Genomic DNA, 22,900 nt, shown 5'->3' with positions numbered 1-22,900 from the left:
GAACGATTTTGGCCGTATATTATGGTTAACGGCCTTTAAATTTGCGCAAATGTGGCAGAAAATATGGCGAAGCCGGAAAAAAATTTTCGCGATTTTTGTGAACGCGGGGATGTTAACCGCTCCACTGAAAAATTCGTTCGGATTTTAGCTGATTTCACAGCGTTTTTTCTGGCTCAACGATCACTGCCCGCTTCCGAAATTCTGTCACCACGCTCACGAATGTTACATCTTGTAACATTCCGTGATCACATGCGGCACTTTTTCGCCACTTTTTCACAGATTTAAGCCCCGCCGCCTGCAAGGGCGTGAGTTCAATAGTTGAGGGATACTCTGTTTTGAAGAAAATACGTCGTTCTATTATCGCTGCCGTAACTATTGCAGCCGCCTCTTGCCTGCTTCCGGCAGAGAGTTTTGCTGGAAATGGCTGCGGCGGTGCTTCATGGTACGCACTTCGCTCCAAAACTGCTTCCGGAGAACGTATGAACCCTGCGATTTTGACTGCCGCACATCGTTCGCTCGCATTCGGCACCAAGGTCAAGGTCACCAACCGCAACAATGGCCGCACCGTCGTCGTTCGCATCAACGATCGCGGTCCGTTCATCCGGGGACGCGTGCTCGATCTCTCGCGGGCCGCCGCGCAGAATATCGGCATGGTGAGCTCGGGCACCGCGAAGGTCTGCTACCAAGTGATCAGCTAAGGCTTACGCCTCGCAGCCAGCTGCGCCGCCAGCGGCGCTTGCTCTTGCCGCCAATCGCGGGTACCACGCGGTTGAGACCTGTGCACAATCCGTCCCGCGACCTTCTGCGCGCGGATCGTCCACATGCCACGGCAACAGGAGACATGTGAATGCGTCTGGGCGGCCGCCTCGAAGGGGCGATTTCTGTGCTCGCGGACATCGATGCCCGCAAGCGACCCGTCGCCGACGCGCTGAAGGACTGGGGCCTCGCGCATCGCTTTGCCGGCTCCGGCGACCGCGCCGCGATCGGCAACATCGTCTATGACGCGCTGCGCATGCGACTTTCGCATGCCTGGCTCATGAATGACGACAGCGCCTCGGCCATTGCCCATGCTGTCATGTTCCGACAATGGGGCTTCACACCAGCCAGCCTTGCCGCCGAACTGGCCGACGACAAATTTGCGCCGGCGACGCTTTCGCCTGACGTCATCGCGGCTTTCCAAAGCCGCTTGCTCGACGATGCACCCCCGCATGTGCAGGGCGATATCCCGGAATGGGTCCAATCCTCCTTCGAAAAGGCCTTCGGTGAAGGCTGGCTTGCCGAGGCACAGGCGCTCGCCGCCCGCCCGACGCTCGATCTGCGCGCCAACATCCTGAAAGCCTCCCGCGACAAGGCCGTCAAGGCGCTCGAAAGAGCCGGCGCGCATGCTGCGAAGATCGCCCGCTACGGCATCCGGATTGCCGCAGGCGAAGGCGCTTCGCGTCTTCCCAACGTGACTGCCGAGCTTTCGTTCCAAAAAGGCTGGTTCGAGGTCCAGGACGAGGGATCGCAGATCGTCGCCGATCTGGTGCTGGCACGGGATGGCGAACAGATCCTCGATTATTGCGCCGGCGGCGGCGGCAAGACGCTCGCCATGGCGGCCGCCATGCAGAACAAGGGGCAGGTTCACGCCTACGACGCCGACCGTAAGCGGCTGGCGCCGATCATCGAGCGGCTGAAGCGGGCAGGCACCCGCAATGTCCAGGTGCATGACGACGTCAAAGCACTCTCCGGCCTTTCCGGACGCTGCGACAAGGTGCTGGTCGATGCGCCCTGCACCGGCACCGGCACATGGCGGCGGCGCCCCGATACGAAATGGCGGCTGACGGCAAAGAACCTCGACGAGCGCACCGCCCAGCAGCAGGACGCGCTGGCGCAGGCAAGCGGCTTCGTCAAGCCGGGCGGCGAATTGATCTACGTCACCTGCTCGGTATTGCCTCAGGAAAACGAAGAGCAGGTGCGCCGCTTCACCGCCGGCAAGCCCGATTTCCAGATCGTCAGCGCCCTGCCCGCCTGGGACGCCCTGTTCGGCAAGAACGCGCCCCGCCCGCACTCCTCCGACGGCCTTTCGGTGACGCTGACGCCCGCCTCTACCGATACGGACGGCTTCTTCTTCTGCCGCATGCAGCGGAAGGGCTGACGCGGTTCGACGAATGCCGGGCGATCGCGCGATTGCCGCTGATTTTCCTGGGCCGGCGCCTTTCAAACGAGCGGTCTGGAAGCGCTTTCGGGTCCTTAAAATCATTCCAAACTAGAGCATTTGACACCAGTTTGCTTTTGCGCGAAGAGACTGAGCCCCATTAGACGGAATATCCGTCACAGGAGAGGATCATGACGCTTAACCGCAAATTCCGCGCAGCCGTGCTGGCGATTGCCCCCGCAGCACTGCTCGCCCTTCCCGCGCAGGCCGAGACCGATGCTGCCGCCGTGGTGAAACACTATGCCGAGGTGGCGCACGCCAAATACGAGGATTCGCTGACCACGGCGAAGGCGCTCGACGCTGCCATCGACGCGTTCCTCAAGGCGCCGACCGACGAAACGCTGAAGGCCGCCAGGGATGCCTGGATCAAGGCGCGCGTTCCCTATCAGCAGACGGAAGTCTATCGCTTCGGCAATCCGATCGTCGACGATTGGGAAGGCAAGGTCAACGCATGGCCTCTCGATGAAGGCCTGATCGACTATGTCGATGCCTCCTACGGCAGCGAAAGCGACGAGAATTCGCTCTATGTGGCCAATGTCATCGCCAACAAGACGATCAAGATCGACGGCAAGGATGTCGACGCCTCGAAGCTGACGCCGGAATTCCTCTCCGGCACGCTGCAGGAAGCCGGCGGCATCGAAGCCAATGTGGCGACGGGCTACCACGCGATCGAATTCCTGCTTTGGGGCCAGGATCTGAACGGCACCGGTCCCGGCGCCGGCAACCGCCCGGCAACGGATTACGACCTCAAGAATTGCACGCACGGCAATTGCGACCGCCGCGCCGAATATCTGAAATCCGCATCCACCCTGCTCGTTTCCGACCTGCAGGAAATGACCGACAACTGGAAGCCGGACGGAGCAGCGACGAAGAACGTCGAGGCCGATCCGAAGGCCGGCCTCGTTGCGATCCTGACGGGCATGGGCTCTCTCTCCTATGGCGAGCTTGCCGGCGAGCGCATGAAGCTCGGCCTGCTGCTGCACGATCCCGAGGAAGAGCATGATTGCTTCTCCGACAACACCTACAACTCGCATCTGAACGACGCGATCGGCATTGCCGCCGCCTATACCGGCAACTACACCCGCGTCGACGGCACCAAGCTCAGCGGCCCGTCGCTGCACGACCTCGTTGCCGCCAAGGACAAGGCGCTCGATGCCGAGATGGACGGCAAGCTCAACAAGACGCTCGATGCCATGAACGCCATGGCAAAGCGCGGCGAGACGGTCGAGAAGTACGACCAGATGATCGGCGAGGGCAACAAGGAAGGCAACGCCGTCGTCCAGGCGGCCATCGACGGGCTGATCGACCAGACGAAATCGATCCAGCGCGTTATTGCCGCACTCGATCTCGGCACGGTTCAGCTTGAAGGTTCCGACAGCTTGGATAATCCTAACGCCGTCTTCAAATAAGCAAAAAGGCGGGCCGCTCCATCGGGGCGGCCCGAACCCTGAAATGCCATCTATTGCCTCCCTCATTCCTGTGCTCGTCACAGGAATCCAGCCACGGCGCGTCGGCGCCGTGAATGACTCGGTCAAAGGGGGGTCTTCCACGCCCAAGGACTTGGGCGCACTGGATTCCTGTGACGAGCACAGGAATGAGGGCGCGGAAAGGGAAGCGCGCGCCAGAACCCTCGAACATGCCGCGAGGCACCATCGCTTTTTCCCAAAACTCCGCTTACCCCTACGCATCGCCGCTTTCGCTGCCCTTGCGGTAGCGCCCGCAACGATTGCCGCCGGTTTCGATCTGGCGACGAAACGCGCCGACCTTTCCGAGGCCGATCTCAAACGCGTCGCGGATGTCACGCGGCCGACCCAGGATTTTTCCAAGGCCGAACAATATGAAGCGATGCAGGCGGGTGCCGCGACCTCGGTCGATCCCGTCACCGAAGACAGCTTCTCGCATATTTCGGCCAATATCCCCTTCGAGGAAGAGCAGAATTTCAAGCTCGGCAACGCGCTCTTCCGCAAGCTTTGGGTCTCCTCTCCCTCTTCGACGCAGGCCTCCGATGGCCTTGGGCCGCTCTTCAACGCCCGCTCCTGCATGAGCTGCCATGTCAATGACGGCCGCGGCAAACCGCCGGAGGGAGGCGCGAGCGCCACCTCGATGTTCCTGCGGCTTTCGCGCGCGGCAAGGACGCCGGAGGAGGAAAAGGCGATCGCCGATGCCGAGGTCGTCAACTTCCCCGATCCGGTCTACGGCCGTCAGCTGCAGGATCTCGCAGTTCCCGGGCTTGCCGCCGAAGGCAAGATGGCGATCCGCTATGACGAAGAGACGGTGACGCTCGGCGACGGCGAAACGGTGTCGCTGCGCCGGCCGCATTATGCGGCGACGAACCTTGCCTACGGACCGCTCGACGCAGCGACGACCATTTCGGCGCGCGTTGCCCCCGCCATGATCGGCCTCGGCCTGATCGAGGCCATTCCAGAAGCCGATATTCTTGCCCATGCCGACCCCGACGATGCAGACGGCAACGGCATCTCGGGCAAGGCGGCGGTCGTGCGCGACCATCGCAGCGGCAAGGTCACGCTCGGCCGCTTCGGCTGGAAGGCGCAGAACGCCACGGTGCGCGACCAGAGCGCCGACGCCTTCGCCAACGATATCGGCATCTCGACGCCCGACGAGCCGGACGCGCATGGCGACTGCACCAAGGCGGAAGAAAAATGCCTTGATATGCCGACCGGCGTGCAGAAACGGCTGGGCGCGGAAGAGGCGCCGGGTCCGATCCTCGATCTCGTGACCTTCTATTCGGAAAACCTTGCCGTGCCGGCGCGGCGCAAGGCGAGCTTTGCCGAAACGCTGCGGGGCAAGCGGATCTTCTATGAAACCGGCTGCATTTCCTGCCATGTGCCGAAATTCGTCACCCGGCGGGATACGCCTGAGAAGGCGCAGTCCTTCCAGCTGATCTGGCCCTATTCCGATTTTCTTCTGCACGACATGGGCGACGGCCTTGCCGACGGGCAACAGGTCGGCCTTGCAAGCGGACGTGAATGGCGCACGCCGCCGCTATGGGGTATAGGACTGACCCGAACTGTCAGCGGACACAGCTTCTTCCTGCATGACGGCCGTGCGCGGGATCTCACCGAGGCGATCCTCTGGCATGGCGGTGAAGCGGAAAAGGCCCGCAACGCTTTCTCCGCCCTGACCAAAGACGACAGGGCGGCCCTGATTACATTCCTGGAGTCACTTTGATGCGCCTTTGGCACCCCCTGCTCTGCCTCACTCTGATCGGCCTCGCCACATCGGCCGCCGCCCAGACCGCCGCTCCTCCGGCAGGGCTGAACGAGGATGCCGTTCCTGCCGTCATGCAGCGCGCCGTCGACGAGGTGATCCGTCCCGGCTACCGCAACATGCAGCAATCGGCCGCACGGCTGACGACGGCGATGAAGGACCTCTGCGACGGCGGCACGCAGCAGACGCTCGACAAGGCGAAATCCGCCTTCGACGATACGGTCCGCTACTGGTCGATCATCGAGATCGTCCAGACCGGCCCTGTCATTCAGGACAATCTCTTCGAGCACATCCTGTTCTATCCCGACCGCAAGGGCGTCGGCCTCAAGCAGGTACAGGCGCTGATCGCCAAGGCCGACCCGAAGGACGCGACGGTCGATGCGATCGCCGGCAAGAGCGTGGCGCTGCAGGGCCTGACGGCGCTGGAATATGTGCTTTACGGCAACGGCTCCGACGATCTGATCAAGCAGAAGGGCGGCTTCCGCTGCCTTTACGGCGCCGCCGTCGCCGGCAATATCCAGCGCGAGGCCGGCGAAGTGGTCGCCGCCTGGGAAAAGCCGGACGGCGTGCAGGCGAGCTGGAAACATCCCGGCCCGCAGAGTGACGACTTCATGGATAACAAGGAGGCCGTCACCGCCCTGCTCGGCATTCTCGTCCACGGCGCGGAGAATGTCCGCGATCAGCGGCTGGAGCAGTTCTACAAGGGCAAGGATACTGCGCCGCGCCCGCGCATGGCGATCTACTGGCGCTCCAAGAATACCTGGAAGTCGATGGCCGCCAACCTGGAGGGCCTGCGCACGCTCTGGCAGAAGGCCGGCATGGCCGAGCTTCTGCCGGCGGACAAACAGGCGGTCGCCGCCGCGATCGACGAGGATTTCAAATCGCTGCTTGAGACCGTTCCGAAGCTCAATCCCGACATCGAGGCCGCAACCAGCGATGCGGAGAAAGCCAAGCTCGATGCGCTGCTGGCCGACAGCCGCAATTTGATCACCAAGATCAGCGACGATTATGGTGCGGCCATCGGGCTTTCGGCCGGCTTTTCCTTTTCCGACGGAGATTGATGCGATGTGGAGAAGTGCCGCGATCGACCGACGCAGCTTCGTCAAGGCGGCAGGTCTCGGTTTCCTCGCGAGCTTGACGCCGAGAGCGCTGATGGCTCTCGAACGGGCCGAGGCGGTCTATGCCTCGGGCATTCGCGCCGCCGACGGCTCGTTTGCGGTCGCGACGGTGGCCGAGAGCGGCGAAATCATCGATCAGGTGGCGCTTCCGGCACGGGCACACGGCATGGCCTTCAGTGCCGCCACCGGCAAGACCGTCGCCTTCGCGCGCCGCCCCGGCACCTATGCGATGATCTTCGACCCGAGGAACAAGGGTGAGCCGGTCGTCATCAGTTCCAGGGAAGACCGGCATTTCTACGGCCACGGCGCCTTCTCTCCCGACGGCCGTTTGCTTTACGCCAGCGAGAACGACTTCGACGGCAATCGCGGCATGATCGGCATCTACAACGCCACCGACCGCTTCACCCGCATCGGCGAATTCGAGACATACGGCATCGGCCCGCACGACATGACGGTGTCCGATGACGGGCGCCTTCTCATCGTCGCCAATGGCGGCATCGAGACCCATCCGGATTTCGGCCGTACCAAGCTCAATCTCGGGGCGATGCAGCCGTCGCTGGCGCTGATCGATGCGGCGACCGGCGCCCTGGTCGAAAAACACGTGCTGCCGGCGCAATGGTCGGCGCTCTCCACCCGCCATGTCGATCTCGACAGCGAGGGCCGCATCTGGTTCGCATGCCAGTATGAAGGCCATCGCAACGATCTGCCGCCGCTCGTCGGCCATTTCGCCAAGGGCGAGGATCTTTCCTTCGTCGACCTGCCCGAGGAGACGACGCGCAGGCTTGCCAATTATGTCGGCGCCATCGCCGTCAATCGCCGCGAGGGTCTCGTCGGCGTCACCTCGCCGAAGGGCGGCGCCTCGGTGACGATCGATGCGAGGACCGGCAAGGTATTGGCCGAGACCGCCGTTCCCGATGCGGCCGGCATCGCGCCGGCAAAAGAAGGCTTTGCCGTCTCCTCCTATGACGGCGACTTCCGCTCGACCCGCAGCGACGTCGCCTGGGATCAGCACATCGTGCGGATCTCTCAGCCGGCGCGCGCATAGGCCTTCTGCTCGGCACTGACCGCCGAGGCGGCCGCCCTCGCCGCTTCATGGAGCCATTCGGGACCCCGCGCCTGCAAGTCGTGCAGGATCGCCGCGACGGCCTCTGCATCGTCGGCATGGCAATTGCCGATCTCGAAACCCATCAATTCGAGCATGGTGGGAGAGAGCAGGATCTCCGGATGCTCGTCGATCTCGATCTTGCGGCTGTTCGGCGAAAGCCGGCGCACCAGGATACGCCTAATGATTTGGTAATGGGGATCGGCCGAGCGCATCCGGCCGCCGGCAATCTCGCCCGCATGGATCGCCACGTCCTGCGGCCTGTGGCGAAGCGACCACGCCGACGGCACCAGCGCCTTCGCTTCCCGCAGCACCGGCCCGCCCTGCCATTCGGCATAAGCGACGAAACGCGGCCGTCCAAGGCTGCCGGTACCGCCGCTGCGCGGCTTTGCCACGAAAGAGCCCGCGCCGGGCGGCAGCGCGTCTGCGAGCGCCTTGATATAGGCGGCCGGCGCCGGCTCCTTTCCTTCAGGCAAGGCTTCATATTTCTCCCAGAATTCCCGCCGTTCGGAATTCGGCAGCATCAGCGCCTTGCGCAGCCATTTGTGATCGCGCTCGAGGATGACGGGCTGCGGATTTTCGAGACCTCTGCGATAGCCGTTCAGGATCAGCTCGCCGATCATGCGGACAGACGGGCCATTATCGCCGCGCGCCAGGACGGCGCTTGCCGCAAGACGAACGAGATCCAGCGCATAGGGCATCGCGGCCGCATCGTCGAAATCATTGACGCCCCAGACGAGGCGGCCTTCGATATCGCGCCAGGTGCCGAAATTCTCCAGATGCGTATCGCCGACCGCCAGCACTTCCGGCGCGCCTGCAAGCTCCGGGCAGATATCCAGGATGATCTCGCACCAGCGCCAATAGGTGGCGCGCAGGAAGACGAAACCATCGCTGCGCATCTTCTCGTGTTTTTCGCGCAGATCCTTTCTGACAAGATCGTCGCCGAGTTCGCCGGCCAGCCAGTCCTCGAAATTCCGGACCGATTGCGATATCGTCGTCATGCCGCTGGTGCTCCATCATTTCGAGGTTCGGCACGAGAATACGCGCTCGGCGCGAAGCTGCAATCGCATTGCACGAAGCCGGCGGCTTCGAGATGCGGGTCCGCACCGCAGGAAGGGCGAAAGGTGGCCCGGGCGACACGGCTTGACGTTTCCAGCGCCGCCAAGATCGATTTCGGCGATGTCCAGCTTGTCGAATCCGGCGTGTCATGCCACTTTCGCGGCTTCGAGAGGGGTAGCCATGAGCGAGACTGACAGGGGCGATTTCCGCGCGCGAATCCGCCGCAACTTTGCGCGCCAGGCAGCGATGCAGACGATCGGCGCGGAGTTGACGCGCGTCGAGCACGGCGTCGTCGAGATCGAGCTTCCCTTCGACGTCAAACTGACGCAGCAGCACGGCATCCTGCATGCAGGCATCATTTCCGCGGCGCTCGATTCCGCCTGCGGCTTTGCCGCCTACAGCGTCATCGACCCCGAAGCCTCGATCCTGACGATCGAGTTCAAGGTCAATCTCATGTCGCCGGGGCGCGGCGATCGTTTCCTCTTTCGCGGGGAAATCACCAAGCCCGGCTCCACCATCATCGTCGCCGACGGGCGGGGCTATGCGATCGGCGACGGGCCGGCGAAGCTCATCGCCTCGATGACCGGGACGATGATGGTCATTCGCGGTAGAGAGGGAATTACTGGATGAAGTTCGAACTGAAGTCGGTCGCGGGAAAATCCATTCTTTTCGTGATGGCGGCAGAGGCGGAGTACGGCCCTTTCCTGCGTTCGCGCATCGAACCTTTGATGACCGGCGTCGGCCCGGTGGAGGCGGCGATCGCGCTGACCAAGGCCTTGGCACGGCTCGATGCCGCAGACGATCTTCCGGATCTCGTCGTCTCCCTCGGCTCGGCCGGCTCGGCCAAGCTCGAACAGACCGAAATTTACCAGGTGAGCTCGGTTTCCTATCGCGACATGGACGCCTCGCCGCTCGGCTTCGAAAAAGGCCAGACGCCCTTCCTCGACTTGCCCGTGACGCTGGAGCTGCCGCTGCGCATCCCGGGGATCCCGGAGGCGAGCCTTTCCACCGGCGGCAACGTCATTTCGGGGGCCGCCTATAACGGCATCGGCGCCGACATGGTCGACATGGAGACCTATGCGGTGCTGCGCGCCTGCCAGGGCTACAAGCTGCCGCTGATCGGGCTGCGCGGCATTTCCGACGGCGTCGTCGAGCTGCAGCATATCTCGGGCTGGACCGAATATCTGCACATCGTCGACCGCAAGCTCTCCTATGGCGTCGACAGTCTGTTCACGGCGCTGGAAGACGGGGTTTTCTGGTTCTGAACTTATCAAGCACCCGCGCGCCCAACGCGCGGGGACAATCGGAACAATAAAAACCTGATGCCGCCGATTTCCCGGATTGCAAGGCGAAGCGCTTTTCTTTAAAGCCTCGCCATGACCCACACAGCACATCCCGACTCCGTTCTCATCGTCGATTTCGGCAGCCAGGTGACCCAGCTCATCGCACGGCGCGTGCGCGAGGCCGGTGTCTATTGCGAGATCGTTCCCTTCCAATCGGCCGAAGAGGGCTTCAAGCGCCTGCAGCCGAAGGCCGTGATCCTGTCCGGCAGCCCGGCTTCGACGGTCGAGGAAGGATCGCCGCGAGCGCCTCAGATCATTTTCGACAGCGGCCTGCCGGTCTTCGGCATCTGCTACGGCCAACAGACCATGTGCATGCAGCTCGGCGGCAAGGTCGAGAGCGGCCATCACCGCGAATTCGGCCGCGCCTTCCTCGATGTCGACAAGGACTGCCAGCTGTTCGAGGGCCTCTGGTCCTCCGGTTCGCGCCATCAGGTGTGGATGAGCCATGGCGACCGCGTCACCGCGCTGCCTGAAGGGTTCGAGGTGGTCGCCACCTCCTCCAACGCACCCTTCGCCTTCATCGCCGACGAGAAGCGCAAATATTACGGCGTGCAGTTCCATCCCGAAGTCGTGCATACGCCCGACGGCGCCAAGCTGATCGGCAACTTCATCCACAATATCGCCGGCATCAAGGGCGACTGGTCGATGTCGGCCTACCGCCAGAAGGCGGTCGACGAGATCCGCAAGCAGGTGGGCGACAAGCGCGTCATCTGCGCGCTTTCGGGCGGCGTCGACAGTTCCGTCGCGGCCCTGTTGATTCACGAGGCCGTCGGCGACCAGCTGACCTGCATTCTCGTCGACCACGGGCTGATGCGCAAGGACGAAGCGGCAAACGTCGTCGCCATGTTCCGCGAGCACTACAATCTGCATCTGCTGCACGTCGACGCGTCCGACCGCTTCATCGGCGAGCTCGAAGGCGTCAGCGACCCGGAAACCAAGCGCAAGATCATCGGCCGGCTCTTCATCGAAACCTTCGAAGAAGAGGCAAAGAAACTCGGCGGCGCCGATTTCCTCGGCCAGGGCACGCTCTATCCCGACGTGATCGAGAGTGTTTCCTTCACCGGCGGCCCGTCGGTGACGATCAAGTCGCACCACAATGTCGGCGGCCTGCCGGAGCGCATGAAGATGCAGCTCGTCGAGCCGCTGCGCGAACTCTTCAAGGACGAAGTGCGCGCGCTCGGCCGCGAACTCGGCCTGCCCGACAGCTTCATCGGCCGCCATCCCTTCCCCGGCCCCGGTCTCGCGATCCGCTGCCCCGGCGGCATCACCCGCGAGAAGCTGGAAATCCTGCGCGAAGCCGATGCGATCTATCTCGACGAGATCCGCAAGGCCGGCCTCTACGACGCCATCTGGCAGGCCTTCGCCGTGCTGCTCCCCGTCCAGACCGTCGGCGTGATGGGCGACGGACGCACCTACGAATTCGTCTGCGCACTGCGGGCCGTCACCTCCGTCGACGGCATGACGGCCGACTTCTACCACTACGACATGGAATTCCTCGGCCGCGCCGCAACGCGCATCATCAACGAGGTCCGCGGCATCAACCGCGTGGTGTATGATGTCACATCGAAGCCGCCCGGCACGATCGAGTGGGAGTGAGGCATAGCGGTTAGCTAAAGCGCGTCGCGATCTTTCGGATTCGCTCTTCGCGCTTTAGGTCTTCGCGACATAGTCTAGACCGTCATTCCGCGGATCGGATTGACGATCTCGAATCCGGCAAAGTCTTTTTCATTATCCGTGACCACCACGCACTCGTTGGCACTGGCGATAGCGGCAATGATCATATCGAGCCCGCTGCGCGGCTTGCCCGCCGCTTTGCCTTCCGCCATCAGTCGCGCCCAGATCAGGCCCGCTTTGTCGTCGAACGGCAGGATGCGGCCGGCAAACATCGTCTGCGGCCCTTCACGCCCAGAAAACCACTTGTCGAGAGCGTCGCGCTTCTTGCCGCTCGGCTTCTCCAAAATCCCTCGACGGATCTCCGCAACAGTCAACGAAGCGATGAACAAATCCTCGTCGCGCTGTATCGACATCCATTCCAGGAGCGATTCCGATGGCTGCGGTTTGACGATATTGCTGATGATATTGGTATCCAGAAGAAAGCGCGTCACAGATCGACCTTGCGTCCCTCTTCACGAGGCCGGGAAAGATCGAGTTCGGCATCCACCAAAGGCGAACGACGCAATGCGGCCAGAATCCCGCCAGGCTTCGACGGCTCGCCCGCAATCGATTTGCTTACAGCCGCACGAAGCTCTGAAGCCTCGGGTGTGTCTTCCGACAGGCGTCGGGCAAGCGATCGGATGAGGTCGCGGTCTGCGTCCCGGCCGAGCACTTCGAAGCGCGCCAAACCACGCTCGCCAAGACGCGATCTATAGTTCTGAATCGCACGCTTCTGTGAGCTTCCCATGATGATCTCCCACCTATTTCCAGTAATATAGCCAGACGCAAGACTTTCAGCAAGATTGTGCAGTCTGTGCACCATCCGACAGCGTCGTTCGGCAAGGATCGACCATATTTAACGCCCAGCAAATCTCCTGATATAATCCACCAAAGCACGCAGCTTCAGCGGCTGCCTTTGGCGCCTGGGATAATAGAGATAGAAGCCGGGAAAGGGCGGGCAGAAATCTTCGAGCAGCGGCACGAGTTCGCCGCGATCGAAATAGGGCTGGAAGGTCTCCACCATGCCGAAGGTGATGCCGGCTCCGGCGCAGGCCATGCGGATCATCATTCCCATGTCGTTCGTCGTCACGGCCGGATCGACGGCGACGTCGAAGTCGCGGTCGTTTTCGGTGAACTCCCAGCGATAGGGCGCCGTATCGGGGCGCGGCCGCCAGCCGATACAGGCATGGTTCTGCAGATCTCGGGGATGGTGGGGCCGGCCGCGGCGCTCGAGATAGGCAGGTGACGCGGCCGGACATTGCCGCTGCTCCCTGGAGACGGGCACTGCGATCATGTCCTGCTCGATCACCTCGCCGAGCCGGACGCCGGCGTCGAATCCGGCCTCGACGATATCGAATTCGTCATCGGTGATGGTGATGTCGAGCTTGATATCGGGGCAGGCTTCGATGAAGCCGGCCAGCAGTGTGCCGGAGCGGAAGCTCTCGGCGATCGAGGAAACTGTGATCCTCAACAAGCCGCTCGGACGCGCCTGCATTTCCCGCACGGTCTGCACCGCATCCCTGACCTGCCGCACCGATGGACGAACCGTCTCGAGGAACACCTCGCCGGCTTCGGTGAGGTGGACGCTGCGGGTGGTGCGCTGGACGAGCGCCACGCCGACCCGATCCTCCAGGCGCTGCAACGCCTGGCTGACGGCGGATCGGGTGACGCCGAGCCGCTCTCCGGCAAGGCGAAAATTTCGCGCCTCCGACACTGCCAGAAAAACCGATATGCCTTCGAGATCATCCATCATTGGTTAGTAGAATTAACCAAGCTATCCCGGATTGGCAACTTAATCACTTCAGTGGCGATCGCTATCTTCCCTTCACGGTCAAGCGCGGCCAACAGCGGTGCGCAGGCCTGCTTTGGAGAAGAACGATGCGAAGCATATCCAAGAACGCTGTTCTGCATCTTTTGGCCGTGACGGCGCTCGTCGGCGCGGCTGCGCCGGCATCCCCGGCAGATGGCGCAAACGACCGAAATCCTGCCCATCAACAATCAAGCGAGAACACGATGCAGCAACATCCCTATGTCGGCATGTGGGTGACGGACGATGGCCGCGTCCGCCACGAGCTTCTGCCCAATGGCCGTTACGACGAGGCCCGCGGCAGCAGGGAGAGCGCCTATCAGGGACGCTACGAACTCACCGGAACCCACCTCGAATATTGGGACGACACCGGCTTCACCGCAAACGGCGATTTCGTCGACGACAACACCTTGCATCACGGCGGCATGGTGCTGCGGCGCCGGTGGGTCGAGACGACGCTCAGCGCCGATTTTCCCAGCTGATCCAACGACCCATCCGCCGGCGCATCGGCGTCGACAGCACAGAAAAGGAGATTAAAATGTCTGATATCGAAGGAAAAGTCATCGCCATCACCGGCGCAAGTAGCGGCATTGGAGAAGCCGCGGCAAAAGTGCTGGCCGCCGCAGGCGCCCGTCTCGTCATCGGCGCGCGCCGCACCGACCGGCTGGAGGCGCTTACCGGCGAAATCGAAGCCGCAGGCGGCAGCGTGCGCTTCCGAAAACTTGATGTCACCGACCGCGCTCAGGTGGAAGCCTTCGCTGGTTTCGCCAGATCCGAGTTCAGCCGGCTCGATGTCATCGTCAACAATGCCGGCGTCATGCCGCTCTCTCCGCTCGACGCCCTCAAGGTCGACGAGTGGGACCGCATGGTCGATGTCAACATCAAGGGCGTTCTCTACGGCATCGCCGCAGCCCTTCCGATCATGAAGGCGCAGGGTTCGGGGCAGATCATCAACCTGTCTTCGATCGGCGGCCACTATGTCTCGCCGACGGCCGCCGTCTATTGCGCGACGAAATTCGCCGTCCGCGCCATCTCCGACGGACTGCGGCAGGAGACCGACCGTATCCGCGTCACCGTCATCTCGCCCGGCACGACGACATCGGAACTGGCCGACACGATCACCGACCCGACCGCCCAAGACGCCATGAAGGCTTTCAGGGCGGTCACGATCAGCCCCGAGGCCGTCGCCAAGTCGATCCTCTACGCCGTCAGCCAGCCTGACGATGTCGATGTAAGCGAAATCATCATCCGGCCGACAGCCAGCCCGCATTAGTCGGCTGACTTCTTCCACGAAGGCCTCCGCCGCCTAGAAACCCAGCGACTGCTGGGCGGGCGGCGGCGGGCCGAGCTGGACGCCTTCGAGCTCCAACATGCGGGCCTTCGATGACGAACCGCCGGGGGCCGAGAAGCCGCCGATCTTGCCGCCGGCCGCCAGCACGCGGTGGCAGGGGATGATCAGCGCCACGGGGTTCTTCGCCATCGCCTGACCGACGTCGCGGGCGGCCTCCGGCCCCACGCCGAGCTCCTTCGCCAGCGCACCGTAAGTCGTCGTATGCCCCCAGCCGACGCGCCGTGCCGCCGCATAAATATCCCTGAAGAAGGCGTCCTGGCCGGCAAGATCAAGCGCGACGCCGGAAAAATCGGTCTCCTCGCCCTGGAAGTAACGCTTCACGGCCGCGACCGTTTCGAGCACGGCAGCGGTCGGTGTGCCGGGTTCCGCATCCGGCAGACGGCGCAGCAGCAGCCGTTCGGTCGCCTCCGCGGTTTTCGTCGGCAGCTGGAAGCGGGAAATGCCGGCCTCGCTCCAGGCGATGCCGCAGAATCCGCCGGCGGTTTCGAAGATGAGATAGTGGTGCATTGACTGGGGCATGATGCAGCCTCCGTGTTTGCGATTGCCACCAAAATCGTACGGAGCGGGCGCTGTTTCAACCCGTTTCTTGCGCATCTTGTTCTTTTTTTGTTCTTGACGTTCCACCCGGGCGAAATATCCTGGCCGCTTGGGATAAGGGGCAGGCCACGACGGCTTGGAGGCCTATGAACCAGACGAGTTTTCCTTTCGCGCGTGATCACAAGGGTCGCGGGCGGCGGAATAAGATCAACGATAGCGGCAATCGACTTTTCTTTGGCCTCCGCCCTCCAGCCGACGTGGAGCGACAGGTGGCGACGATCGGCGACGGTTGTAAAAATGTCTTCTCCCTTTCCGGCCGCCTGCGCCTGACGACGCTGCATGTGACGATCCTCCGCGTCGCTGATTACCCCGACTTGCCGGAACACGTAATCTTCGCAGCGCTGCAAGCTGGTGCTGCGGCCGAGAGCCCGCCGATTTCTATCAGCTTCGATCGGATCATGAGATTTCCGCAAGCGCAGGCCGTCGTTCTGTGCGGCGAAGGAGGACGGAAATCCCTGACCAAGCTGCATGTCCAGCTCGGCGTTGCCATGCATAATGCCGGATTGCCGCACAATATTAGCGGCACCTTCAAGCCGCACATGACCCTGCTCTATGACCGGAAGGCCGTGCCGGAAACGATGCTCGATTGCCCGGTCTCATGGACCGCGCACGAACTCCTCCTCATTCACAGCGCCCTTGGAAAAACCGAACATCACATCATCGATCGATGGCCGCTGCTTGGGTGAAGCAAGCAAGCTTGCAAGGCTTGCGCTCGACAGATTTCCGAGCATAAAGCTCGGGAAGCCTGATCCGAGCAGGGAGCCAAAAATAGCATGGACATTTCAGAGATCATCATCCCGGGAGACACACCGGGAGCGGAATGGCGGCTACCGGTGCTGCGCTTTGCGGGCGACGATCCGAAGGCGCCGAAAACCTATATCCAGGCCGCGCTTCATGCCGGCGAGCTGCCGGGAACGGTGCTCCTGCATTTCCTCTGCGAGAAGCTGCGGCAGGCGGAAAGCGAAGGCCGGATCGCCGGCGATATCACCATCGTGCCGCAGGCCAATCCGATCGGTGCGGCGCAATCGCATTTCGGCGAGTTGCAGGGCCGTTTCGACCTTGGCTCCCGCACCAATTTCAACCGGGATTTCCCGCTGATCTCCATTGCCGATCGCGCCGAGCTGATCGAAGATCTCGATGATTATCCGGCTACCGATAGATTGAAGCGGCGGCTCCTGCACATGGCGCTCGGCGCCGATCTGGTCCTCGACCTGCATTGCGACGACGAATCCCTGCAATATGCTTATATCGACGAGGCCTTCTGGCCCGAGGCGGCCGATCTCGCCGCCGCGCTCGATATGGAGGCCGTGCTGTTTTCGGACGGCGAAAGCTCCGCCTTCGAGGAGGCTGTCGGTTTTGCGTGGAAATATGAAATTCCCGGCGAGCGCCGGTCGCGGCTGCCCGGCAAACTCTCCGTCACCGTCGAGCTGCGCGGCAAGCGCGACGTCGATCCGGTGCTGGCGAGAAAGGATGCGGACGGGCTCTGGCATTTTCTCGCGGCACGGGGAATCGTCCGGGGTGGGACGACGGCAGCGACATTTTCCGGTCCGGCCGTGCCGCTCGACAATATCGAGATCATTCGCGCGCCCGAAGGCGGGGCCGTGCTTTTCCATCGCGATATCGGCGAGCGCATTGCGGAAGGCGAACTTCTGGCGACGATCGTCACCCGGCCGGGCCAGCCGGGCGGCAGCCTTGACCTGCATGCGCCGCAGGATGGGCTTGTTCTGACCCGCACCTCCGACCGGTTGGTGCGGCGGCGCGGCGACCTGATGAAGATCGCCTGCGGTAGCCCCAGCAAGGCTTCACGCAGGGCCGGCGCGCTGGAGAACTGAGCCCGGCGGGATCGACGCGCGGGGGATAAAACGCCGCACGGCGTTTGCGCCGGCCTTCGCGCATGTTATCCCGCTGTCATCACAGGGAGATCGATCGGGCATGACCGTTACCATCTATGGCATCAGGAATTGCGACACGATGAAGAAGGCCCGCAGCTGGCTGGAAGCGCATGATGTCGCCTATGCGTTTCACGACTACAAGGCATCGGGCATCGACCGCGCCCATCTGGAAGCGTGGATCGACGAAGCCGGCCTCGATACCGTGCTCAACCGCGCCGGCACCACCTTCCGCAAACTGCCCGATGCCGAACGCGAGAACCTGACGCTGGAAAAGGCGATCGCGCTGATGCTTGACCAGCCATCGATGATCAAGCGGCCGGTGCTGGAGACAAAGGGCAAGCTGCTCGTCGGCTTTAAGCCGGAGATTTACGCCGGTGCTTTCGAGCGTTGAGCCATGTCCAAGACCACCCGCGCGACACAGGTTCTTTCCCAGGCGGGCGTCGCTTTCTCCGTCCACGCCTATGACTACGACCCCGGCGCCGAACGCGTCGGCCTGCAGGCGGCGGAGGCTTTGGGCGAGGCACCGCAGCGGGTGCTGAAAACGCTGATGGCGGAGGTGGACGGCAAGCCGGTCTGCGTGGTCGTGCCGTCGGATCGCGAAGTGAGCATGAAGAAGCTTGCGAACGCCTTCCGCGGCAAGTCGGCCAATATGATGAAGCCCGCCGATGCCGAGCGGCTGACGGGCTATCATGTCGGCGGCATCAGCCCCTTCGGCCAGAAGAAGATGGTGTCGACGGCGATCGAGGAGGCCGCCCTGGCCGAACCGCTTGTCTATATCAATGGCGGGCAGCGCGGGCTTCAGGTGCGGCTCGATCCGAAGGAGGCGTTGAAGGTGCTCAACGCCGTCGCCGCGCCGCTGATCGCCTGACCGGAGCATGATGCCGAAACCGCCGCATACTTCCCGATGACATGCATTACAGAAAGCGGTCGAGCAGGCCGGCGATCGACCTCGCCTCGCTTTCGGCAAGCTTGCCGCCGATATGGGTCTCGATCGATCTGCCGTAGACCACCCACATGCGCTCGCGGAGCTGACGCCCGGCTTCGGTGATGACGATCCAGCGGCCGCGTCCATCTTCGGCGAAGACCTCGCGCCGGACCAGGCCCTCCCTTTCCAGCCGGTCGAGCAGGCGGGAGAGATTATACTGCGTCAGCAATGTCCGCTCCTCGATCTCATAGGGACGCAGCCGGCCGGATTGCGAACGCGCCAGTTCCCACAGGACGTCGTACCAGGCAAGCGGCGGCATGCGGGCCTCCTTCAGATCGGCCTCGATCGCACCGAGCAGGCGCTCGCGGGCGCGCATGATGCGCGTCCAGGCTGAGATAACGGTTTCACTGGGCTTGGGCATTTTCTCGGACATAAATGCAATTACATCTATCTTGAATTTCGCCGCAAGCGATATTAGATGCATATGCATGTAATTTGAGACAGCCGATCTTTTTCTCGAACCGCCAGGAGATTTTTCATGAGCAAGCTTACCCTCATCAGCCATCACCTCTGCCCCTATGTGCAGCGTGCCGCGATCGCGCTTCTCGAAAAGGGCGTGCCCTTCGAACGCATCAACATCGATCTCGCCGACAAACCCGGCTGGTTCCTGAAGATCTCGCCGCTCGGCAAAGTGCCACTGCTCAGGATCGAGGAGGAAGACGGCAGCGAGGACGTGCTGTTCGAAAGCAGCGTCATCTGCGAATATCTGGAGGAAACACAGGCGGGCGCCGCCCTGCATCCGGCCGATCCGCTGGCCCGCGCCCGCCATCGCGGCTTGATGGAATTCGGCTCGTCCGTGCTCTCCGATCTCTGGGGCTATGAAACGGCACAGGATGCGGCGCAACTGGAAGCCAAGCGCAAGGCGCTCACGGCCAAATTCGCAACGATCGAGGCCGCGTTGGCGGACGGACCCTATTTCGCCGGCGGCAGCTTCAGCCTCGTCGACGCCGTCTTTGCGCCGGTCTTCCGCTATTTCGATCTCTTCGACACGCTCGGCGACAGCGGCATCTTCGACGGGCTCGATCGGGTCAAGCGCTGGCGCACGGCGCTGTCGGCGCGGGCAAGCGTTCGGGACGCGGTCGGCGAAGACTACCCGCAGCGGCTGACGGAGTTCCTGGAGAAACATAACTCGATCCTGCTCAGGCTGCCCGCCGCCGCTTGAAGCACCTAAGCGGCCGGACAAGATCCGGCCGCGGTCAATTCGGATGCGGCACGCTTCAATTTCGCCGCAAACGGGTCTAAGTCTTCCAGCCTCCCACCGTCGACAAGAGGCAGGTTGCACCATGAATTTCATGCCCCAGACCCAGAACACCGTTGATCCCGCCAAGCTGGAGAAGCTTGCCGAGGTCGCCGTCAAGGTCGGCCTTCAGCTGCAGAAGGGCCAGGATCTGGTGATCACCGCGCCTGTGGTGGCGCTGCCGCTCGTGCGACTGATTACCAAGCACGCCTATCAGGCCGGCGCCGGGTTGGTAAACGCCTTCTATACCGACGAGGAAACGACGCTGGCGCGCTATCAGTACGGCAGCGACGAGAGTTTCGACCGCGCTTCCGGCTGGCTCTACGAGGGCATGGCGAAGGCCTATGCCAACGGGGCGGCCCGTCTTGCAATCGCCGGCGACAATCCGATGCTGCTGTCCGAGCAGGATGCCGGCAAGGTCGGCCGCGCCAACCGCGCCACCTCCACCGCCTATAAGCCGGCGCTGGAAAAGATCTCGAATTTCGACATCAACTGGAACATCGTCTCCTATCCCAACCCTTCCTGGGCGAAAGTGGTCTTCCCCGACGATCCCGAACCGATCGCGATCGCCAAGCTCGCCAAGGCGATCTTTGCTGCCTCGCGCGTCGATGTCAGCGACCCCGTCGGCGCCTGGGCCGAACACAATGCCAACCTCGCCAAGCGCTCCGCCTGGCTGAACGGCGAGCGCTTCGCCGCGCTGCATTTCACGGGACCGGGCACAGACCTGACGGTCGGTCTCGCCGATGGGCACGAATGGCATGGCGGCGCTTCCACTGCCAAGAACGGCATCACCTGCAATCCGAACATTCCGACCGAGGAAGTCTTCACCACGCCGCATGCGCTGCGCGTCGAAGGTCATGTCTCAAGCACCAAGCCGCTGTCGCATCAGGGCACGCTGATCGACAACATCCAGGTGCGCTTCGAAGGCGGCCGCATCGTCGAGGCCAAGGCGTCGCGCGGCGAAGAGGTGCTGAACAAGGTGCTTGATACCGACGAAGGCGCGCGCCGGCTCGGCGAAGTGGCGCTCGTACCGCATTCCTCCCCGATCTCGGCGAGCGGCATCCTGTTCTACAACACGCTGTTCGACGAAAATGCCTCCTGCCACATCGCGCTCGGCCAGTGCTACTCCAAGTGCTTCCTCGACGGCGCGAATTTGAGCCAGGAGCAGATCAAGGCGCAGGGCGGCAATTCCAGCCTCATCCATATCGACTGGATGATTGGCTCGGACAAGGTCGATATCGACGGCGTCAAGCCTGACGGATCGCGGGTTGCGGTGATGCGCCAGGGCGAGTGGGCCTGACCGGCATCATCGTCCGCTGACTGAGCCAGACGCTGGCGAGCACCATGGCAAAGCCGGCGATCTGCGCCGGCGTCAGGCTCTGGCCGAGCGCCAGCCAGCCGAGCAGAGTCGCGACGACGGGGCTGAGGAAGCCGAGCGATGCTGCGGCCGAGGGCTCGATGCGCGACAGGCCGCGGAACCAGAGCAGATAGGTGAAGGCTGCGCCGATCAGACCGAGATAGGCGATGCCGAGAATATTTTCTGTCGTCGGCGTGGGAAGCGCCGGCTCCAGCAGCAAGGCGACGGGCACGAGCAGAATACCGCCGGCGGTCAACTGCCATGACGTGAAGGTCAGGCTGGAAACGGGCGGCTGCCAATGGCGGCTCAGCACCGTGCCGAAGGCCATCGACACCGCGCCGGCGAGACCGGCGGCGACGCCGACCGGATCGAGCGCCGCATTCGGCGTCAGCACCAGCAGCGCCACCCCTGACATGCCGATCAGGCCGGCGACGACGGCGAGAAAGCGGATCGGCTTACCGAGGAAAAGGCGCGACAAGGCGATGACGATCAGCGGCTGCACGGCGCCGACGGTGGCCGCCACGCCACCCGGCAGCCGATAGGCCGAAACGAAGAGCATCGCCCAGAAGAACGAGAAGTTCAGCGCGCCGAGAATGAAGGCGCGGCCCCACCAGACACCGGTCGGCAGTTTGCGGACGATGAGCAGCAGAAGCAGGCCCGCCGGCAGGGCGCGCAGCATTGCAACGGTCAGCGGATAGCCATGCGGGAGCAAGGATGTCGTGACGAAATAGGTGCTGCCCCAGATGGCTGGAGCGACGGCGGTGATCAGCACATCGGCGAGATATCGCGAATTTGCCTTCATATCAAGAATCTCTACATCAAGATAAATCCACGATAACGCAATTTATCTTGACGTCAAGATATCTCCTGCTATCGATGCGGCATGAGTGAAGAGAAGCAAGATCACGTCGACAGAATCCTGGCGCAATGGCGGCGCGAGCGGCCGGATCTCGACGTCGAACCGATGGGCATCCTCGGACGGCTGAAGCGCCTCGGAACCCATCTCGGCCGCGAAGTGGAAACCGTGCTCATGAAACACGGGCTTTCCACCTCGGCTTTCGACGTGCTGGCCACGCTTCGCCGCTCCGGCGCGCCGCACCGGCTCTCGCCGGGCGAACTGCTGGAGATGACGATGGTCAGCTCCGGCACGATGACCAACCGGATCGACCAGCTGGAGAAAGCCGGCCTCGTCGAGCGCATCCTCAATCCGGAAGACAGGCGCAGCGTGCTGATCGCGCTGACCGAAAAGGGCCTTGCGACCGTCGAAGAGGCGGTCGGCGCCCATGTCGCCAACCAGCAGCGCTTGACGCGCAATCTGACAGCCGAGGACAAGGCCGAATTCGACCGGCTGCTCAAGAAATTCCTGTCGGATTTCGAATAATCAGATGGCGGCAAGCGCCTTGCGGACGCGCTCCAGATGCGCCTTGCGCCTGGTCTCGGTCGCGCGATCCATATCGTGCAGGCTCAGCATGCGGAAAACGAGCTTCTTCGAGCAGAAATTGGCGATGCCGCGCTTCAGCAGGCGGCGAACGGGATTGCCCATGTAGAGATGCACCAGCCACCAAGGAGAGCCCGTCGTCGTCAGCGCATAGAGCAGCCTGATATTGGTGAGTTCAGGCACTATGCGGCCGCCGGCGGCATCATGGGTGAAGGCCACGCCCGGCGCGAAGACGCGATCGAAGAAGCCTTTCAGAATGGCCGGAAAATTGAACCACCATTGCGGAAAGACAAGAACAAGCCCATCGGCCGACCGCAGCCGGGCCACGGCATCGGCGACGGCCGAGGTATCGTAGGGCACGTCGAAATAAGCGCGGCGTTCCGCCTCGGACAGGCGCGGATCGAAATCCTCGGCATAGAGATCGAGCAGATCGACGACATGGCCGGAGGCTTCCAAGGCTTCGCGAGCGGTGCGCGCCACCGAGGCGGCAAAGCTTTCCGGCAGCGGATGGGCAAGCACCAGCAGGATCCGCATCG

At 62.8% G+C, this 22,900-nt stretch carries 27 protein-coding genes; 18 read left to right on the top strand and 9 right to left on the bottom strand.

Features of this window, described 5'->3' with window-relative positions; genetic code table 11:
- Nucleotides 1–154 precede the first annotated feature (154 nt).
- Nucleotides 155–460 carry a hypothetical protein gene (locus ATY76_RS34285; protein ID WP_245310030.1) on the bottom strand — a complete coding sequence of 102 codons (306 nt, stop codon included), beginning with the start codon at nucleotides 458–460 and terminating at the stop codon, nucleotides 155–157.
- Here ATY76_RS34285 and ATY76_RS20525 point away from each other — a divergent pair.
- The 6 genes from ATY76_RS20525 to ATY76_RS20500 all read left to right on the top strand — a co-directional run bounded on the left by ATY76_RS20525 (nucleotide 345) and on the right by ATY76_RS20500 (nucleotide 7,588).
- Nucleotides 345–698: a septal ring lytic transglycosylase RlpA family protein gene (locus ATY76_RS20525; protein WP_245310025.1), complete on the top strand. Its 354-nt coding sequence runs from the start codon at nucleotides 345–347 to the stop codon at nucleotides 696–698. The genes ATY76_RS34285 and ATY76_RS20525 overlap by 116 nt on opposite strands.
- Before the next feature lie 149 nt (nucleotides 699–847).
- Nucleotides 848–2,137 (top strand): RsmB/NOP family class I SAM-dependent RNA methyltransferase, encoded by a 1,290-nt coding sequence (locus ATY76_RS20520; RefSeq protein WP_088676552.1) that lies wholly within the window; start codon nucleotides 848–850, stop codon nucleotides 2,135–2,137.
- Nucleotides 2,138–2,328: 191 nt separating this feature from the next.
- Nucleotides 2,329–3,606, top strand: coding sequence for an imelysin family protein (locus tag ATY76_RS20515; RefSeq protein WP_088676551.1), 1,278 nt, complete (start codon nucleotides 2,329–2,331; stop codon nucleotides 3,604–3,606).
- Nucleotides 3,607–3,649: 43 nt separating this feature from the next.
- A complete protein-coding gene (locus ATY76_RS20510) occupies nucleotides 3,650–5,386 on the top strand; it encodes a di-heme oxidoredictase family protein (protein ID WP_190233703.1) in 1,737 nt (578 codons plus the stop codon).
- A complete protein-coding gene (locus ATY76_RS20505) occupies nucleotides 5,386–6,486 on the top strand; it encodes an imelysin family protein (RefSeq protein WP_088676550.1) in 1,101 nt (366 codons plus the stop codon). The genes ATY76_RS20510 and ATY76_RS20505 overlap by 1 nt, the downstream gene beginning before the upstream one ends.
- Before the next feature lie 4 nt (nucleotides 6,487–6,490).
- Complete coding sequence (locus ATY76_RS20500) at nucleotides 6,491–7,588, top strand: DUF1513 domain-containing protein (RefSeq protein WP_088676549.1); 1,098 nt, start codon at nucleotides 6,491–6,493, stop codon at nucleotides 7,586–7,588.
- Here the strand turns inward: ATY76_RS20500 and ATY76_RS20495 are convergent.
- Nucleotides 7,570–8,646: a DUF2252 family protein gene (locus ATY76_RS20495; RefSeq protein WP_088676548.1), complete on the bottom strand. Its 1,077-nt coding sequence runs from the start codon at nucleotides 8,644–8,646 to the stop codon at nucleotides 7,570–7,572. The genes ATY76_RS20500 and ATY76_RS20495 overlap by 19 nt on opposite strands.
- 238 nt (nucleotides 8,647–8,884) lie before the next feature.
- Between ATY76_RS20495 and ATY76_RS20490 the strand changes: the two genes are divergently transcribed.
- From ATY76_RS20490 to guaA, 3 genes are all read left to right on the top strand, one after another.
- The gene (locus ATY76_RS20490) at nucleotides 8,885–9,334 is read left to right on the top strand and encodes a PaaI family thioesterase (protein ID WP_088676547.1); all 450 of its coding nucleotides are present in this window, start codon (nucleotides 8,885–8,887) and stop codon (nucleotides 9,332–9,334) included.
- The gene (locus ATY76_RS20485; RefSeq protein WP_088676546.1) at nucleotides 9,331–9,969 is read left to right on the top strand and encodes a 5'-methylthioadenosine/S-adenosylhomocysteine nucleosidase; all 639 of its coding nucleotides are present in this window, start codon (nucleotides 9,331–9,333) and stop codon (nucleotides 9,967–9,969) included. The genes ATY76_RS20490 and ATY76_RS20485 overlap by 4 nt, the downstream gene beginning before the upstream one ends.
- A gap of 111 nt (nucleotides 9,970–10,080) precedes the next feature.
- Nucleotides 10,081–11,643: a glutamine-hydrolyzing GMP synthase gene (guaA, locus tag ATY76_RS20480; RefSeq protein ID WP_088676545.1), complete on the top strand. Its 1,563-nt coding sequence runs from the start codon at nucleotides 10,081–10,083 to the stop codon at nucleotides 11,641–11,643.
- 74 nt (nucleotides 11,644–11,717) lie between these two features.
- Here the strand turns inward: guaA and ATY76_RS20475 are convergent, their stop codons facing one another.
- From ATY76_RS20475 to ATY76_RS20465, 3 genes are all read right to left on the bottom strand, one after another.
- On the bottom strand, nucleotides 11,718–12,152 hold the full coding sequence (locus ATY76_RS20475) for a type II toxin-antitoxin system VapC family toxin (RefSeq protein ID WP_088676544.1): 435 nt from the start codon (nucleotides 12,150–12,152) through the stop codon (nucleotides 11,718–11,720).
- Complete coding sequence (locus ATY76_RS20470; RefSeq protein ID WP_088676543.1) at nucleotides 12,149–12,448, bottom strand: hypothetical protein; 300 nt, start codon at nucleotides 12,446–12,448, stop codon at nucleotides 12,149–12,151. The genes ATY76_RS20475 and ATY76_RS20470 overlap by 4 nt, the downstream gene beginning before the upstream one ends.
- 108 nt (nucleotides 12,449–12,556) lie before the next feature.
- The gene (locus ATY76_RS20465) at nucleotides 12,557–13,453 is read right to left on the bottom strand and encodes a LysR family transcriptional regulator (protein WP_088676542.1); all 897 of its coding nucleotides are present in this window, start codon (nucleotides 13,451–13,453) and stop codon (nucleotides 12,557–12,559) included.
- Between the two features lie 125 nt (nucleotides 13,454–13,578).
- Between ATY76_RS20465 and ATY76_RS20460 the strand changes: the two genes are divergently transcribed.
- Nucleotides 13,579–13,989 (top strand): Atu4866 domain-containing protein, encoded by a 411-nt coding sequence (locus ATY76_RS20460; protein WP_088676541.1) that lies wholly within the window; start codon nucleotides 13,579–13,581, stop codon nucleotides 13,987–13,989.
- Between the two features lie 56 nt (nucleotides 13,990–14,045).
- Complete coding sequence (locus ATY76_RS20455; RefSeq protein ID WP_088676540.1) at nucleotides 14,046–14,780, top strand: SDR family oxidoreductase; 735 nt, start codon at nucleotides 14,046–14,048, stop codon at nucleotides 14,778–14,780.
- Nucleotides 14,781–14,813: 33 nt separating this feature from the next.
- On the opposite strand, the gene ATY76_RS20450 is transcribed toward ATY76_RS20455, so the two are convergent.
- Nucleotides 14,814–15,377 carry a methylated-DNA--[protein]-cysteine S-methyltransferase gene (locus tag ATY76_RS20450; protein WP_088676539.1) on the bottom strand — a complete coding sequence of 188 codons (564 nt, stop codon included), beginning with the start codon at nucleotides 15,375–15,377 and terminating at the stop codon, nucleotides 14,814–14,816.
- Between the two features lie 164 nt (nucleotides 15,378–15,541).
- Here ATY76_RS20450 and ATY76_RS20445 point away from each other — a divergent pair, with 164 nt between their 5' ends.
- The 4 genes from ATY76_RS20445 to ybaK all read left to right on the top strand — a co-directional run bounded on the left by ATY76_RS20445 (nucleotide 15,542) and on the right by ybaK (nucleotide 18,215).
- Nucleotides 15,542–16,141, top strand: a complete 600-nt coding sequence (locus ATY76_RS20445; protein ID WP_088676538.1) for a 2'-5' RNA ligase family protein — start codon at nucleotides 15,542–15,544, stop codon at nucleotides 16,139–16,141.
- A gap of 87 nt (nucleotides 16,142–16,228) precedes the next feature.
- On the top strand, nucleotides 16,229–17,287 hold the full coding sequence (locus ATY76_RS20440; RefSeq protein WP_088676537.1) for a succinylglutamate desuccinylase/aspartoacylase family protein: 1,059 nt from the start codon (nucleotides 16,229–16,231) through the stop codon (nucleotides 17,285–17,287).
- A 100-nt stretch (nucleotides 17,288–17,387) separates the two neighbouring features.
- Complete coding sequence (locus tag ATY76_RS20435) at nucleotides 17,388–17,738, top strand: ArsC family reductase (RefSeq protein WP_088676536.1); 351 nt, start codon at nucleotides 17,388–17,390, stop codon at nucleotides 17,736–17,738.
- A 3-nt stretch (nucleotides 17,739–17,741) separates the two neighbouring features.
- Nucleotides 17,742–18,215 carry a Cys-tRNA(Pro) deacylase gene (gene ybaK, locus ATY76_RS20430; protein ID WP_088676535.1) on the top strand — a complete coding sequence of 158 codons (474 nt, stop codon included), beginning with the start codon at nucleotides 17,742–17,744 and terminating at the stop codon, nucleotides 18,213–18,215.
- Nucleotides 18,216–18,261: 46 nt separating this feature from the next.
- On the opposite strand, the gene ATY76_RS20425 is transcribed toward ybaK, so the two are convergent.
- Entirely contained in the window at nucleotides 18,262–18,705 is a 444-nt protein-coding gene (locus ATY76_RS20425; protein ID WP_088676957.1) for a MarR family transcriptional regulator, read from the bottom strand.
- Between the two features lie 105 nt (nucleotides 18,706–18,810).
- On the opposite strand from ATY76_RS20425, the gene ATY76_RS20420 reads away from it, so the two are divergent.
- Both ATY76_RS20420 and ATY76_RS20415 read left to right on the top strand, forming a co-directional pair.
- The gene (locus ATY76_RS20420) at nucleotides 18,811–19,494 is read left to right on the top strand and encodes a glutathione S-transferase family protein (protein WP_088676534.1); all 684 of its coding nucleotides are present in this window, start codon (nucleotides 18,811–18,813) and stop codon (nucleotides 19,492–19,494) included.
- 121 nt (nucleotides 19,495–19,615) lie between these two features.
- Nucleotides 19,616–20,869, top strand: coding sequence for an aminopeptidase (locus ATY76_RS20415; protein ID WP_088676533.1), 1,254 nt, complete (start codon nucleotides 19,616–19,618; stop codon nucleotides 20,867–20,869).
- Here the strand turns inward: ATY76_RS20415 and ATY76_RS20410 are convergent.
- Nucleotides 20,817–21,728 (bottom strand): EamA family transporter, encoded by a 912-nt coding sequence (locus tag ATY76_RS20410; RefSeq protein WP_088676532.1) that lies wholly within the window; start codon nucleotides 21,726–21,728, stop codon nucleotides 20,817–20,819. The genes ATY76_RS20415 and ATY76_RS20410 overlap by 53 nt on opposite strands.
- An 81-nt stretch (nucleotides 21,729–21,809) precedes the next feature.
- Between ATY76_RS20410 and ATY76_RS20405 the strand changes: the two genes are divergently transcribed.
- On the top strand, nucleotides 21,810–22,307 hold the full coding sequence (locus ATY76_RS20405; protein WP_037115255.1) for a MarR family transcriptional regulator: 498 nt from the start codon (nucleotides 21,810–21,812) through the stop codon (nucleotides 22,305–22,307).
- On the opposite strand, the gene ATY76_RS20400 is transcribed toward ATY76_RS20405, so the two are convergent.
- Nucleotides 22,308–22,898, bottom strand: a complete 591-nt coding sequence (locus ATY76_RS20400; RefSeq protein WP_088676531.1) for an NAD(P)H-dependent oxidoreductase — start codon at nucleotides 22,896–22,898, stop codon at nucleotides 22,308–22,310.
- Nucleotides 22,899–22,900 lie beyond the last annotated feature (2 nt).

It is taken from the genome of Rhizobium sp. R339, from assembly GCF_002211395.1.
GTDB lineage: Bacteria > Pseudomonadota > Alphaproteobacteria > Rhizobiales > Rhizobiaceae > Rhizobium.
Note: the sequence above shows the minus strand (reverse complement) of the source record. Positions and strands in the feature narration are given on the sequence as shown.

Excerpts from the sequence above, each read along its gene's own strand:
- ATY76_RS20510 (WP_190233703.1), top strand. The coding sequence starts at position 3,650 with ATGCCATCTATTGCCTCCCTCATTCCTGTGCTCGTCACAGGAATCCAG.
- guaA (WP_088676545.1), top strand. The coding sequence starts at position 10,081 with ATGACCCACACAGCACATCCCGACTCCGTTCTCATCGTCGATTTCGGC.
- ATY76_RS20435 (WP_088676536.1), top strand. The coding sequence starts at position 17,388 with ATGACCGTTACCATCTATGGCATCAGGAATTGCGACACGATGAAGAAG.
- ATY76_RS20505 (WP_088676550.1), top strand. The coding sequence starts at position 5,386 with ATGCGCCTTTGGCACCCCCTGCTCTGCCTCACTCTGATCGGCCTCGCC.
- ATY76_RS20440 (WP_088676537.1), top strand. The coding sequence starts at position 16,229 with ATGGACATTTCAGAGATCATCATCCCGGGAGACACACCGGGAGCGGAA.
- ATY76_RS20520 (WP_088676552.1), top strand. The coding sequence starts at position 848 with ATGCGTCTGGGCGGCCGCCTCGAAGGGGCGATTTCTGTGCTCGCGGAC.
- ATY76_RS20485 (WP_088676546.1), top strand. The coding sequence starts at position 9,331 with ATGAAGTTCGAACTGAAGTCGGTCGCGGGAAAATCCATTCTTTTCGTG.
- ATY76_RS20495 (WP_088676548.1), bottom strand. The coding sequence starts at position 8,646 with ATGACGACGATATCGCAATCGGTCCGGAATTTCGAGGACTGGCTGGCC.
- ATY76_RS20460 (WP_088676541.1), top strand. The coding sequence starts at position 13,579 with ATGCGAAGCATATCCAAGAACGCTGTTCTGCATCTTTTGGCCGTGACG.
- ATY76_RS20450 (WP_088676539.1), bottom strand. The coding sequence starts at position 15,377 with ATGCCCCAGTCAATGCACCACTATCTCATCTTCGAAACCGCCGGCGGA.
- ybaK (WP_088676535.1), top strand. The coding sequence starts at position 17,742 with ATGTCCAAGACCACCCGCGCGACACAGGTTCTTTCCCAGGCGGGCGTC.
- ATY76_RS20490 (WP_088676547.1), top strand. The coding sequence starts at position 8,885 with ATGAGCGAGACTGACAGGGGCGATTTCCGCGCGCGAATCCGCCGCAAC.
- ATY76_RS20515 (WP_088676551.1), top strand. The coding sequence starts at position 2,329 with ATGACGCTTAACCGCAAATTCCGCGCAGCCGTGCTGGCGATTGCCCCC.
- ATY76_RS20445 (WP_088676538.1), top strand. The coding sequence starts at position 15,542 with ATGAACCAGACGAGTTTTCCTTTCGCGCGTGATCACAAGGGTCGCGGG.
- ATY76_RS20405 (WP_037115255.1), top strand. The coding sequence starts at position 21,810 with ATGAGTGAAGAGAAGCAAGATCACGTCGACAGAATCCTGGCGCAATGG.
- ATY76_RS20500 (WP_088676549.1), top strand. The coding sequence starts at position 6,491 with ATGTGGAGAAGTGCCGCGATCGACCGACGCAGCTTCGTCAAGGCGGCA.
- ATY76_RS20470 (WP_088676543.1), bottom strand. The coding sequence starts at position 12,448 with ATGGGAAGCTCACAGAAGCGTGCGATTCAGAACTATAGATCGCGTCTT.
- ATY76_RS20420 (WP_088676534.1), top strand. The coding sequence starts at position 18,811 with ATGAGCAAGCTTACCCTCATCAGCCATCACCTCTGCCCCTATGTGCAG.
- ATY76_RS20400 (WP_088676531.1), bottom strand. The coding sequence starts at position 22,898 with ATGCGGATCCTGCTGGTGCTTGCCCATCCGCTGCCGGAAAGCTTTGCC.
- ATY76_RS20415 (WP_088676533.1), top strand. The coding sequence starts at position 19,616 with ATGAATTTCATGCCCCAGACCCAGAACACCGTTGATCCCGCCAAGCTG.
- ATY76_RS20425 (WP_088676957.1), bottom strand. The coding sequence starts at position 18,705 with ATGTCCGAGAAAATGCCCAAGCCCAGTGAAACCGTTATCTCAGCCTGG.
- ATY76_RS20455 (WP_088676540.1), top strand. The coding sequence starts at position 14,046 with ATGTCTGATATCGAAGGAAAAGTCATCGCCATCACCGGCGCAAGTAGC.
- ATY76_RS20465 (WP_088676542.1), bottom strand. The coding sequence starts at position 13,453 with ATGATGGATGATCTCGAAGGCATATCGGTTTTTCTGGCAGTGTCGGAG.
- ATY76_RS20410 (WP_088676532.1), bottom strand. The coding sequence starts at position 21,728 with ATGAAGGCAAATTCGCGATATCTCGCCGATGTGCTGATCACCGCCGTC.